The following is a 12,894-nucleotide window of genomic DNA, read 5'->3' on the forward strand; positions in this document are numbered from 1 at the left end:
AAACTGATTGTGTTTGGTCACCAACCAGTCTCAGATCTTCAATGTGAGTGAACAACCTTCTTAGATTTCACACCTAGACCCCTTTTTGACTGCGGGAGGCAACGGCCAGCCTCCGGATAAGCGCTTCTGGGATCGGCTTTTTCACCGGAAAGGTGACGCCGGTTTTGGTCGCCTTGAGCTTCAGCTCAGCGAGTTCGTCCGTGTGGGCGGCGATTGCACCTGGATCCACGTAAAGACCACACTGTTTGCTGAAGGCGGCATAGCCGGCAACGATTGTGGTGCCTATTTGAAAACCGGGCATGTCATACTTGATGACTTCGTCCGCATCCGGCAGCGCCGCTGACAGCTGCGTGCGCTGATTCCCCAACAGCTCCCGAAACGGCTCCGGAGCCGCAGCGATATAGGCTTCATGGCTTTCAAACTTGGGCATATTTGCAGTATGGCTCTCAAGATGTGCCGAAACAACCACGGCGGCTGTTGCAGTTTGTTCACGAAAGTTTCGGGTGGAGATCCGACCGCTTCCACTAGCGCTGAAGGTGAAACTTTCAGCGTAACAAGGATTGGCGGCATAAACGATTTAGTGCATATTTCGCGACATGGCATTTGGAGTTTTTATTCACAGAACCGATTCTGTCTATGACGACGTCCCCTCAGAGAGATATCAATTTCCAAAACAATACCTTTCACGGGCCGAGCAATGTGAAGGTGATTGGATTGTTTATTTAGAGCCTAGAAAGATAAAAAACACCAAGGGCTACTTTGCCATCGCAAAAATACAGGAAATTATTTCAGACCCTAGAAATGATGACATGTATTTAGCTATCATCGAACCTGGAACATACCTGGACTTTGGCGACCCGGTAACTTTTCGCGAAGCTGGCACTATCGTTGAGAAGGGCCTGTTGAATGAGGCCGGAAACATTTCTGGGCGAGCACAGGCGGCCGTAAGAACGCTATCTCCAGAAGATTTCTCACGGATAATCGAACGCGGCCTTGGGCAAGAAGACGACATTCTTCCTCGGCTAGACGAAACCGCTGCCACGAAGGGTTTACAGGAGGTCCATACTCCTTTTCGTCACGTTTTGAATCGAGAGAGAGTCAAACAGTTGACTAACCGCGCAGTGCGCGACCGAAACTTTCGCAAAAATGTCCTTCGTGCATACGGAGAACGCTGCGCAGTAACTGGACTACGCCTTATCAATGGTGGTGGTCGCGCCGAGGTTGAAGCTGCTCACATAAGACCGGTTGAGCACAACGGTCCGGACATTGTGAGCAACGGACTCGCTTTGTCCGGAACAGTGCATTGGATGTTTGACCGTGGGCTAATAGGGCTTTCAGATGATCTAACCATACTTGCCTCGCGGCAGTGCAACGACCTAGACAGTGTGAAGACGATGATCAATGCTTCTGGCAAACTCTTGGCACCAGAACGCCTCGCTAACCGACCCAGGCTTGAGTTTGTGACTTGGCATCGAGAAAACTGCTTCAAATCTTAGCGTCTTTCAAATTTCAAAACCGAGCATGAAGAAGTGGGCACGGCAGGTTACATCATACTGAAAAGCCGCAGGCACCATAGCTGGTGTCGACCTGCGGAGCGGCCTGGTATCCCAACCGGCCTCACTTCAGCGGAACGATGCCGAGTTCAATAAGGATATCGGCTTTGTCGATGTGCGCGGATGAGTTCCAGGAGTAGCCTTCTGGTGGTGTTTCACCGTCATGGGCGAGGCGAATGACGGAGGCCCAGCGACGGTTCTCCGTGTCTTTAAAAACAACGGCGCAATCGAATAGCAGTTCTCTGGCACCACGCCACGAAAACTCGCGGCGCGCATCGGCGGACCGGGCACATTCGAACCTTTCCATCTCGCCCAATTGCGTTCCGGCAGGCAGGCGCCCGAATGAAACACCGACCCCGAAGACGCGTTGTCGATCTTCAATGAACTCCGTCAGGTAGTGCTCATAGGCTGCCGGCGCCGGTGTGGCCGCGTTTTTCAGATATCCCGGCAGCAGCAGCGCAGCCGTGACGATCACGAATGCCGAAACGGCAATCGTCGTCAGCACGCTCCTGGATCTGGGTGCCTTTGCCATGGTTCATACCTGACCGTCGTTTCCTACAAGTCCTGACGCCTGCGATCAAAGCAGGCCTCGCAGGCGTGGCAGATCGCTCTGAAGATCGGGCCCCAGGCCAGCCTCATCTGTGAGCGTACCGGCCCGGGATTTTGCGCGCACGTAATTTCTGGCGCAGATACAGGGAAATCGTGAAGCTGGTGCAATTCACGCCAGGAACTCACCTGCCCCGAAGGCCACTTTGGTCAAGGCTGACAAGGGCTCGCGGCAAAAAACCCACGCTGACATCGGTCAACGCGGGTCTTTTTTGTGATCGGATGATGCTGAAGACGGCGCCTACTGGGCGATCAACCCGGCAGCATAAGCGATCGCACGCTGGTAGTTGCCGCTGTCGTTCCACTTCGACAAGACCCGGAAATTGGCTGACCCTTCAGCGAAGGACCGTCCGCCCCGCCAACCATTTCGCCGCAGCATGTTGGCAGCTGTTGCAAGCGCGTCGGCGGCATTGTTGGGATCGGCCCGGCCATCGCCGCTGCCATCCACGGCAAAGCGGACCCAGTTGCCGGCCAGAAACTGCATGTGCCCCAGTTCACCTGACGGGCCACCCCGGCTGTTGCCGGTAATGAGCCCCCTGTCGACGAGCTGCAGGGCTGCGACGGCATCGTCTTCAAAGCGCGGATACCGGCGGCAATAGGACGCCAGAGTAACGGCGCCGCTGACGATGCGCGTGTCACCTTTAAAGCCGCCCCAGTTGGTCTCATAGCCCCAGATGGCCACAAGGATTGGCCCGGGCACGCCGTATCGCTTTTCAAGGGCCTGGAACAATCGGGCGTTTTGCTTCAGCTTTCGTTTGCCGCCGGAGACAAAGGCATTCACGCTCGAAAACCGGCTCTTCAAAAACTGCTCGGGACTGCGATAGCGCATGCTGGATTGTGACGAGGGGTTTGATTCAAAGCGCCAGGTAATGCCTGAAAGCCGGGCCTGTTGAAGCGCCTTCAATCCGCGCTGACCGACACCGGCCGATGCGGCTTCGCGCGCCAATTGCTGCTTATAGGTGTCAAACTGCCCCTTGCTGGTAATGCAAGACGTCGCGAAAGCCTGTGTTGCCAACAGCACCCCGCCAACGAACGCCACAATGCCGAGTGTGGCCGGTTTTGGTGTCATTTCAATCTCCATAAATCCGGATGAACCAAGATCAAACTGATAAACACAAACGCTTCATTTCCAGATGGTCACCAATACCATACATGATTCCTGAGTAAGAGAGGTTAAACACCTTGATTCCGCAAAGAGAGAATGTCGGGGAAATGCACCGCGCAAGTCCGGTTGCCGGCTCGCTGCTGTCAGGATTTGCGAAGGTGCGTCTTCTGCAGTGCTCGCGGCGGAGATTTCTCTTTCTTCGGCACAAGATCCCTCCGGCAGGAGACAGATCAAATGGCCGGCTGCCGTCGAAACTTCAGGGAAGAAACATTCAGCCGTCCCCAGTCCGCGAGCGGTATCAGCGCCTGGCTGACATCATCCCTGACTGACCAGTCCGTATCGTCGAGCGTTAGCGCGACCGGATGTATCGGGAGCTCGTCCGGCGTAGCGAAGCGCAACCGGACGAGCGTCCCGGCCCGGATTGCCAACGTCATGGCATGAATTCTCGCATCCTCCACGACGGTCTTCCGGTTCAGTTTGAATTGCTCTGTCGCGGTCTTGACCTCCAGACGTGTCTTGTCCGGCAGGCTTTCGATCAGTTTTGCCTGGGCACGCTTTGCCGCGTGTTCAAGGCCAAGCGCAGATACCATAGGTGTGTCGGCGGTGAGGATCAGGCCGAGCGCCGTCGCCTCGTCTTGTGCAAGGCCCGTCAGGCGTGTGCGATAATTGAACCCCAGTTCTATGCCGCCGCCATTGCCCTGATGCACGATAATCGGCAGGCCGGCCTCGGTCATGGCATCAACGTCGCGCAGGATCGTGCGCGGGGCAACCTCAAGCTCATCCGCCAGCTGGATCGACGTTTGCCGCCCACGGTTTTGCAGGATCAAAAGGATTTGCAGCAAGCGGGCCGCGCGCATGGGACATCTCCAAACATGACATAAGATGTCATGTTACCTCCTTTAAGCCTCCTCTTGTCAATCAAGAGGAGTGACATGAAAATCTTCAAAACATCCATCGACATCGCCGCCCCGGTCGATGAGGTCTGGCGCGTCCTGACCGAAGATCTGCCGCGTGATCCCAATCCCTTCGGCCTGTTACAGATCGACGGCACGCTTGCCGCGGGCAGCCGCATCAGGATCCGCTCCGAGCTTGATCCCAAAAGGGTTTTTGCCTTGACCATCACCGACTTCGAGCCACCTCACGGGATGGTCTGGCGTGGGGGAATGCCGCTCGGATTGTTCACGGGAACAAGGACATTCAGCTTGTCACTTAGGGACCAGACGACGAGATTTGACATGAAAGAGGTCTTTAGCGGTTTCTTGTCCGGACTGATTGCGGCGTCCATTCCGGACCTGACACCCAGCTTCGAAAAGTTTGCAAACGCACTAAAGGAAAAGGCAGAGCAGCATGACTGATGTCGTATACGGATCGGGCACTCAGGAGGACCCGTGGATCTTGAAAACGCCGCCGCTGACATCCGAATTCCAGGTCTGGAAGGACGAAGCGAACGACCCGCCTGCGCTGGTGGTGCAAGTGGGCAAGACACGGCTCTCCTATCAGCTCCGCGCTCTTGAAGACGCCCACGAGATGCTGAAAAGCTACGGCGACTGGATGCCGCTCGGCAACGCGGACGAAGGAAAACCGACCAAACCCGGCACCCTGGAGGATTGGGCCCGCTCGGCAGACAATCCCGTCGGCGGCTACTACGGTCTGCGAAAGGGCTACCGGGGGCGTTTTGCAAATTATGTCGGCCCGACACTGGAACTGTTGGGGCTGGCAGAACTCGAGCACAACGCACGGAACAACCGGATACGCGCGATCTGAGGCGGCGTTGACGATCACATCAGAAGCGACAGTGAAACGTGTACCAGGAGACTAGGGAATGGAACCTAGGGCCATGCCTCATTGAAAGCCTCGGTGCCAACAAAAACGGATACTTGAAAGAACCAGAACAGGAAGGCAATTTTACAGATGTGTTTTGTGTGACCATTTCACCGTTTCGTTAATTTGGATATTGCCACATGCCACCATCTGAAGAGGAAGCGCCGGACAGACGCGCACAAGCAATTCAGGGAGCGTTTGACGCGCTCATGACCCATGGGCTTGGGGAGCTGTCATTCGATCTTGTCGCCAGCAAATCCGGAATGTCCCGACAACTGGTTCGTCATTATTTTCCCGACCACGAAGCTTTGATGCTCGCATTATGTGAATATCTCGCGCGACTTTACAGTGAACCTTTGATAGCAGCGGCAAGCGCACTCGACGGCCCGGAGAGAATTACAGTTTTTCTCGATTTCTATTTTGATTTGCTGTCGGACAAACCAAAGCCGCGTGACGATCAGGTTTACGATGCAATGATGGCTTTGGCAGCCAGATCAGACCCGATCCGGACAGCGCTTGCTGATCAGTATGGACTTCTCGGACAGGTTCTTAGCCACGAATTTGTCGTTCAATATCCCGAACTCAGCCAGCAATCAGCGTCTGAGCTGTCATTTCTGTTTGTCAGCACAATGTATGGACACTGGAAGATGGTTGCTTCGCTCGGATATTCCGAGGAGCACAACATGGTAACGCGCCGCGCCATCGACCGGCTCATCAGGTCTTATATCGAGTCGCCCGCCGCCCCCTCGCAACCGGTCAGGATCTGGTCGAAGCAGTCGAAACTCTAGTTTTCATTTTGAAAATGACGCAGGTGCAAGCTAGATCATATGTGGGTCAATTATCTGAAACATATGATTTTTTAAGTTGATCAGGATAAAATCGAGACTAAGTCAAATTAAATTAGATTTTCATTTTGAAAATCTCCTGTTGTCGATATTGACATAACCAACAGGCGCTAATTTTATACATCTGTTAGCCAAAAAACGTGCTTCAAACCTGAAAAGGATTGAAGTTTTTTCAAGTATAGAATGGGGCTCGCCTCATGAAAGGATTTCAGTTCACGGCAGCTGTAAGCCTTGCAATGTTTTCCTCGGCTGCAGCTGCACTCTTTCAAGGGTCGTCAGGATCCGGTGGCAACAATCGCTGGCGTGACCGATTTATGCTCGCGTTCGGCGTGTCGACAACGGCGCTGAGCCCAGATGTGTGTACCGAAACTTCTTTCTTTTCAGGGTCAAGCAGCTCTTTGGCAAAGCGAGCGACTGCTGTCGACAAGGCTTTTCAGGGTTTCCACCTGCTGAGCAAACACCGTGACAGGTTCGTTTTTGGAATTGGCTGTGCGCTGCGGACGCAGCGCTCGGGAAGCATGATTTGACAGAACAAAAATAGTGAAACTCGACCTGCCGGTTTGGCAGGCCCTTTTTGCACCGCGTTCGCGAAGTGAAAAAGGAGAGGTGCAACAGATGGCGAGATATTTGATCCGCGTCCGGCTTAGATGGGAAAAGGTGCCGGCAACACTGCATCGATTTCCCCCCGCATCGCCCCAAGGTTCAATGGCGTCCGTGCTTGTCGATTGGGACAACAGGATGTGGGTGGCGCGAGAAAACTGGCAGGAGCTTCGCGACTTCCTGAAGGAACCTGTCGTCACCGGGGCGGTGGACACAAGCCCGAACCGCGGCAAGACGGTTCCCTTGCTCGGCAGGCGCAACGATCCCGTTCTCATACTCGATTACTTCGATCTCTGGGGCTCTGCTCCGGCGCTTGAAGGAAACGCCTACTGGAGCACGCAGCCGTCAAATCCCAGCCTTTATGCTTTGCGGACCTATTGGTGGCGCGTGCGCGACGTCAGCATCATGTCACCCTATGACCGCCTGGCGGAGATGATTGATATCGCCTGTACGGATCCGGCACTTCGGGACGATCTGGAAAAACATCTCGGTGCGTTCGCCAATCCGGTGGTCCTGCTGCCGATGGCGGGTATTTTTCTGGTTTTTGTCGGCGCGGAATATCTCGGCGGAGCCGCCTTTGTCTACGCTGTCCAGGCAATTCTGGGCGTTGGCAACCTTGCTGCCGACATTGCCGAATACGAATCCCACTTCCGCCAGCTGAACAAGATCATGCTCGAGCCGAGGCGCGAGGAACGCGATCTGAAATACGGTGCCAAGCTGATCAAGGATATTCTTGTCAGGCTGTTGCAGGACCTGGTGATGGCCCTTGGCATTCACGCGCTTGGAGTGCTTGTTCGCAAACTCTGCGCCGCTTTCAGGGAGATTGGCCCTGAAGAGTGGCGTACCAAGGCCAAGGAAAAGCACGCTGAAGCTCACAGCAAGGCGGCGCATAACAAGGCAACCCGCATGGGATATGGCGGCGAGCATCACCTCAAGGATCCTCACAACGTTCAGATGACCCATGCCGAGATCAAGGCGCACTCGGATGCCGCACGTGACAGCTTTCAGGTCATCGTCGTTCGCGAAGGATCAGAAGCGCGCACGCAGATCGCCCGTTCCCAGGTCTGGCACGGCTCCAAGCATACCTGGCTCAAGGCGAAATCAAGTGACGGCTTTCACGGGTTTGTTTGCCTTGAGAAAGGTGACTGGTCGCACGATCTCAAGCCCGCCGGGACGTACGACACAGGCAATCTGATCGGTATCAGCAAGGAGATCGACAACTATGTTCAGCCGGGCGGACAGGGCCGGACGCGCAGATTGCCGATGTACGAATTGCCGACCGACGGCCGCAAGATACCCGGCATCGACTATGACAATGCCGGAGCCGGCAACGTCATGATGGAGGGGCACTACCTTGTCGATCTCGGTGCCCATAACGGCAAGCAAAAATACATGGTCGTCAACAAGACCCAGGGTCCCGTCGCTGCTGACGTCGACATTGCAGCCCGGATTGATCCGCGTGCCAAGGGACCGGGGCACTATGCTTCGATGGACACGGATAAAAAAATCCGCAATCCCGAGGACTCGGCGGTTCTTGAATACGACATAAACCGGCGGGTCTGGGACTACTCAAATGAATTCACAAACCGGCCCACGACATCGGCAAACCACGGCGGGAGGACCGGCAGCGCCGGTCATGCGGCGATGCAGGATGCCCGCGGCCAGGGGCATTGGAAACCGTTCGAGAAAAACGGCGAATGGATCGACGAACGGCTGATCGTCTTCCTTCCGGTCAAGAACAAGACCGGCCGCCCCTCCGCTCAGATGTTCGTAATCAACAACTGGGCTGATTTGCAGAGCTTCTGGAAAGCCAACCACTGGGACTGGCCGCGCACCTGGCACAAGTAAAATATGCCCAGCGACTTATCCCGATCTCAAGGGATCGCGCCTGCAAAAAGAATGCGCGCGGCATCGGCAACGCCCGCTGTTGCCAGGAGGCGTTTGTTCCGTTGCGCGCCTCAGGCGGGTCGCTCAGCGCCCTTCAAAAAACCCAGATCGACGATCGCCACGATAAAGGCGAGAAATGCGAGGAACGTGAGACTGCCCCCGAGTGCGGTCGGGCTTGAAACGGTCAGCCCGCCAAGATCTTCTCGGACAAAGCCGATGCCTGTGGTCTGCGCGAAATTCACCAGAACGCCCGGTGCGAAATAGGCAAACAGCCAGATGTTGAGATTGTCACGTCCACGGTCTCGCAGACGTTTCATGGAGAGGACAACGGCCGGGTACAACAGAATGAGGAGGATCCCGAAACTGATCCATTGGCCGACTGTACCGAGAGCGAGCACAAGGCCGGTTACCAGCAAGGACGCCAGTATGCCGACGACGAACAGGATCAAGAACCCGATCCAGAACTTGCCGCGCCCGATCGTTCCCTCGGTTCCGAACAGAAGATTCATGAGGTTCTGGCCGCCTACTGGGTGAAGGTGAATGTCAGCGTGCTCGACTGGCCTTCGCCGATGGTCACCGACTGTGTGTGGCTTTCGCCGGTGTCTTCGTTCTTCAGCGTGATGTCGTAGATCCCCGGCGCCACATAGTTGGCGCCGCGCTGGTTTCGCCAGCCGGTCCTGCCGATTTCACTGCCACCCGCGCCGCCCCCCTTGCCATGAAACCCGAGTTCCATGAGCGCGTCGTCTGCCAGCCCCTCGGCTTCAAGCACCAGGCGGCCCTGGCCGGTGATTTCCAGTTCGAGACGCTGATTGCCGTTCTCTGCAGGCGGCAGTTCGACGAGCTCGCGGTGATCATGTCCCTTGAATTTCAGCTCAACGCCAATCTCGCCGTCGGCGACCGGATAGACGCCATCAACGCCAAGCGGCTCGTATCTCTCGGCCCAGTTGATCCAGAAAATCGAACCGTCCGCGCCCTCGTCGACGCTCTCCACCTTGCCGACCCGGCTGAAAGTCCACTCAACGTCAGCGGTCACGTCGGTCCGGTCGGGACCGAACACCGGAACGATTGTCAGACCGTCGACGCTCTGCGGCTGGCTACTTCCTTCAGAGTCTTGCCCGTTACAGCCCGCCAGCCCGATCGCAAGCACAAAGAGGAAGGGAAACGTGATGTTTTTGAACAATGGAATTGTCCTGGCTTTTGAAATTTGGAAAGCCGCACAAGAGCAGCGGTGTGAAAAAAGAAATCTGCAAATCCGTGTCCGGTCAGAGACCGGATGGCGGAAACAAACCACACGGATGCTCAAGCGGATAGTTATGGAAATCCATAGGGGGACACGAGGATTGGAGGAAATTTCCGTAAAAAGAGCACATCCTCTACCGTACAGATAATGAAAATGTGACCGGAAAGGTCGCTATTCATAAGTCTCAGAGCGTGCTACCGAACATTCTGTTTCAACTGTTTCATTACGTAAATTTATCGAAGTCAGAAATCATGAATAAGTATATTGCCTCCTGCCTAGGGGGCGTCCTTGTTGCTGCCAGCGGCATTATATTGACTGAGCCCGCAAAGGATCAGGACCCAAAAGAACGCGGCAAGGTTATGATGGTGCTCGATGCCTCGGGAAGCATGTGGGGCCAGATTGATGGTGTACCGAAAATCAGTAGTGACCGTGACGTTATTGACAATGTCCTGGGTTAATGGGACCCGACCGTCGATCTGGGACTGATCACATATGGCCATCGCCGCAAGGGTGATTGTGCGGACATTGAAGTCATTCAACCCGCTGCGCCGCTTGAAGCCTCCAATTTTTCCTTGCGCGTCCGCAGCATCAATCCGAAAGGCAATACACCCATCGCGGGATCCTTGCTGCTCGCGGCCAAAGAACTGCGTCATGTAAAAGATCCGGCTTCAGTGATCCTGGTCAGTGACGGACTGGAAACTTGCGGATCCGATCCGTGCACCATGGCTTCTCTGCTTGAGCAAAGCGGTATCAATTTCACCGTTCATGTGGTTGGCTTTGGCTTGACCGACTAGGAAGCACGGCATCGGGCGTATCAAGGTGGAAGCGCTGAAGACCTATGCCGACCCGGCCAAGCTTTCCGCATTGACAGCAATCAAGCACGCTCTTGACCCAAAGGGGATCATGAACCCCGGGGCCGTGTTGGCGCCTTGAGCTTGCTCGCGACGAAAGCCCGGTTGCGGACACAATAGAAGAAGCGCCTGCTTTGCGCTTCAGCAAGGTCCATCAATCAGATCGCGGTCCTGCCAGATACCGCACTCTGATGAGGTTTGGCTCAGTACTGATGAATTGCCGGACGCAAAGGCCTTGCTTCTCCTGATTTCATCGGAGTGTTTCCGAGTTGAGAAGCGCACTTGCTTCCCTAAAGTAAAGCAGCTTAAATCGGGATGCTGGCATCCCGTTTCCTGTGACAACAGGCCTCGAGAATTTATTTTCGCCAGCGCACTTGTTTGTAGACATTTTCAAGGAAGCCTTTCCGAAGGAGTGGTCAGGTGTTTTTTACAAGCGGCAACGCATTGCGATCCTTTTGTCTTGTTTTCACATTTCTGGTTTTCACAGCGTCGGCACATGCCGAAAAGCGTGTTGCACTCATTGTGGGGAACGGGGCCTATACCTGGGCCGGCACGCTCGAAAATCCGGTCAATGACGCCCGCGTACTGGGCGAAACCCTGAGAAATCTCGATTTTGAAGTTCATCTGGAAGAAAACCTGCAGCGTTCCGCGTTTCTGGAAGCAATCAAGAGGTTTTCCAGGTCCCTTGAAGGGGCCGATGTTGCTCTGTTTTTCTACGCCGGACACGGCATCCAGGTGGCTGGCGAAAATTATCTGGTCCCTTCTGATGCCAATCTCCAGGAAGAGAGCGATATCAATGTCGAACTGATCCCCGTCAAGGCGCTTTTGAAACAGATGGAAGGCTCGGCAGCCACCAAGATCATTCTGCTCGACGCATGCCGGGACAACCCCTTTTCGGCAGGTCTCGCCCGCTCGATGGGCACAAGATCGGTCGAGGTCGGGCAAGGCCTCGCCCGGGTGGATACCGGTCCTGGAACGTTGATCGCCTACGCAACGGAACCGGGAAATGTCGCGCTTGATGGAACGGACGGAAACAGCCCTTTCACCAAAGCGCTTCTGAACCATATCTCCACACCCAATCTGGACGTTGCCCGCATGCTGCGGCGGGTCAGGACGGATGTGATCGAGACCACCGATGGCGCTCAAATTCCCTGGGAAAACTCGTCTCTGGTCCTGGATTTCACTTTCAAGCCCGCAGAACAGGGCCCGGTGGAACTGGCGTCGAGCGAAGCGGCCCTATGGGAAGCCGTCAGATACGGAGACAATCCGGATGAGGTCCGCCTCTACCTGAAGCGTTATCCAAATGGCCAGTTTGCAAAGAGCGCTTTGGAGCTGCTGAACAAAGCCCTTGGCAACAAGCATCCCTCCATCTCCGACAACCAGGATGCCAAGGCCCTTCAGTCGACGTCGTTGCCGGTGAAAACCTGCCTGGCGGTTGAGGACATTGACCTTGGGCGCGGTGTGCCCGATGGCGCGGTGCAGGCCTGTTATGACGCAGTTGCGCTTTTCCCGAACTCTGCCTTGCTCCGGCTGCTCTACGGCAAGGTTCTCGATCGCGACGGCAACGAACCGGAGGCTGCACGCCAATTCAGGCAATCGGCGGAACTCAACAACACGAATGCCATGATTGAACTGGCCATTGCCTATGACCTTGGCAAGGGCGTCGAATGGCAGCCGGAAGAAACGCTGCGGCTGTTCAAAAAGTCCGCCCGCCGCGGCAACGCCGAAGCCATGACCCATCTCGCGCACCTTTATGCCGAAGGCAATCTCGTCGACTACGATGAAGTCAGGTCATTCCAGTGGTTTCAAAGGGCGGCTGAGGCCGGAAATCCGGAGGCGGCGTTTTATGTCGCCGGAGCCTATGACAGGGGCGAAGGCGTTGCGCAGGACGATGTCAAAGCGCGTTTCTGGTACCAGAACGCCCTGACGTCGGACGACGATGGTCTGGCGGCGACCAACCTTGCATCGATGTATCTTGAAGGGCGCGGTGGCGACAAGAACACCGAGCGGGCCCGGGAGCTGCTGGAACAGGCCGCAGCGGCAGACGATGTGCTTGCGATGCGGGAACTGGCACGTCAATACCTCGCCGGTACGTTCCAGAGCGATCAGAAGGAAATCGCCGTCGACTGGCTCATGAAGGCGCTCAAGTCCGGCGGCAGGCTCGAGGCAGAGCACTGGTTTCTGATCAATTCCGACGACTACCCGCGTTCTTTCAACAAGGCGGTTCAACGCCGGCTGAAGGAGGCCGGAACCTATCACGGCAAAATTGACGGCAAAATCGGGAACCAATCGCTTCAGGCGCTTTTTAAATACGCGGATCGGTGAAGCACGCGCCAGCCATTTGGGGGGTGGGGTGCCGCCGCACTCGCAAGGTCTGGCCTTTTGG

The 12,894-nt window shown here is 55.7% G+C and carries 13 protein-coding genes and 1 pseudogene; 7 read left to right on the forward strand and 7 right to left on the reverse strand.

The features are described 5' to 3' along the window. Positions 1-73: 73 nt before the first annotated feature. Positions 74-430: an iron chaperone gene (locus RBB47_RS23880; protein WP_305988418.1), complete on the reverse strand. Its 357-nt coding sequence runs from the start codon at positions 428-430 to the stop codon at positions 74-76. A 166-nt stretch (positions 431-596) separates the two neighbouring features. Here RBB47_RS23880 and RBB47_RS23885 point away from each other — a divergent pair, with 166 nt between their 5' ends. Continuing rightward, entirely contained in the window at positions 597-1,496 is a 900-nt protein-coding gene (locus RBB47_RS23885) for an HNH endonuclease (protein ID WP_305988419.1), read from the forward strand. A 121-nt stretch (positions 1,497-1,617) separates the two neighbouring features. On the opposite strand, the gene RBB47_RS23890 is transcribed toward RBB47_RS23885, so the two are convergent. The 3 genes from RBB47_RS23890 to RBB47_RS23900 form a co-directional block, all read right to left on the reverse strand. Then, the gene (locus RBB47_RS23890; protein WP_305988420.1) at positions 1,618-2,085 is read right to left on the reverse strand and encodes a hypothetical protein; all 468 of its coding nucleotides are present in this window, start codon (positions 2,083-2,085) and stop codon (positions 1,618-1,620) included. A gap of 315 nt (positions 2,086-2,400) precedes the next feature. After that, positions 2,401-3,228, reverse strand: coding sequence for a lytic murein transglycosylase (locus tag RBB47_RS23895; protein WP_305988421.1), 828 nt, complete (start codon positions 3,226-3,228; stop codon positions 2,401-2,403). Between the two features lie 266 nt (positions 3,229-3,494). Then, the gene (locus RBB47_RS23900; protein WP_305988422.1) at positions 3,495-4,121 is read right to left on the reverse strand and encodes a YafY family protein; all 627 of its coding nucleotides are present in this window, start codon (positions 4,119-4,121) and stop codon (positions 3,495-3,497) included. 75 nt (positions 4,122-4,196) lie between these two features. Here RBB47_RS23900 and RBB47_RS23905 point away from each other — a divergent pair, with 75 nt between their 5' ends. The 4 genes from RBB47_RS23905 to RBB47_RS23920 all read left to right on the forward strand — a co-directional run bounded on the left by RBB47_RS23905 (position 4,197) and on the right by RBB47_RS23920 (position 8,378). Continuing rightward, a complete protein-coding gene (locus tag RBB47_RS23905; RefSeq protein ID WP_305988423.1) occupies positions 4,197-4,619 on the forward strand; it encodes an SRPBCC domain-containing protein in 423 nt (140 codons plus the stop codon). Continuing rightward, a complete protein-coding gene (locus tag RBB47_RS23910; RefSeq protein WP_305988424.1) occupies positions 4,612-5,028 on the forward strand; it encodes a DUF6855 family protein in 417 nt (138 codons plus the stop codon). The genes RBB47_RS23905 and RBB47_RS23910 overlap by 8 nt, the downstream gene beginning before the upstream one ends. Positions 5,029-5,225: 197 nt before the next feature. Continuing rightward, positions 5,226-5,873 (forward strand): TetR/AcrR family transcriptional regulator, encoded by a 648-nt coding sequence (locus RBB47_RS23915; protein ID WP_305988425.1) that lies wholly within the window; start codon positions 5,226-5,228, stop codon positions 5,871-5,873. Positions 5,874-6,545: 672 nt separating this feature from the next. Continuing rightward, complete coding sequence (locus tag RBB47_RS23920; protein ID WP_305988426.1) at positions 6,546-8,378, forward strand: hypothetical protein; 1,833 nt, start codon at positions 6,546-6,548, stop codon at positions 8,376-8,378. A gap of 110 nt (positions 8,379-8,488) precedes the next feature. Here RBB47_RS23920 and RBB47_RS23925 read toward each other — a convergent pair whose 3' ends face one another. The 3 genes from RBB47_RS23925 to RBB47_RS23935 all read right to left on the reverse strand — a co-directional run bounded on the left by RBB47_RS23925 (position 8,489) and on the right by RBB47_RS23935 (position 10,310). Then, positions 8,489-8,926, reverse strand: a complete 438-nt coding sequence (locus tag RBB47_RS23925) for a DUF805 domain-containing protein (protein ID WP_305988427.1) — start codon at positions 8,924-8,926, stop codon at positions 8,489-8,491. Between the two features lie 14 nt (positions 8,927-8,940). Then, positions 8,941-9,597: a hypothetical protein gene (locus RBB47_RS23930; protein WP_305988428.1), complete on the reverse strand. Its 657-nt coding sequence runs from the start codon at positions 9,595-9,597 to the stop codon at positions 8,941-8,943. A gap of 335 nt (positions 9,598-9,932) precedes the next feature. Further along, a complete protein-coding gene (locus tag RBB47_RS23935) occupies positions 9,933-10,310 on the reverse strand; it encodes a hypothetical protein (RefSeq protein WP_305988429.1) in 378 nt (125 codons plus the stop codon). A gap of 148 nt (positions 10,311-10,458) precedes the next feature. Between RBB47_RS23935 and RBB47_RS31045 the strand changes: the two are divergent. Then, positions 10,459-10,590 (forward strand): annotated as a pseudogene (locus tag RBB47_RS31045) (FAD-linked oxidase C-terminal domain-containing protein); the annotation flags it as partial. 338 nt (positions 10,591-10,928) lie between these two features. Next, complete coding sequence (locus RBB47_RS23940; protein WP_305988430.1) at positions 10,929-12,833, forward strand: caspase family protein; 1,905 nt, start codon at positions 10,929-10,931, stop codon at positions 12,831-12,833. Positions 12,834-12,894 lie beyond the last annotated feature (61 nt).

Origin of the sequence: Roseibium sp. MMSF_3544 (assembly GCF_030732845.1) — a bacterium.
Lineage (GTDB): Bacteria > Pseudomonadota > Alphaproteobacteria > Rhizobiales > Stappiaceae > Roseibium.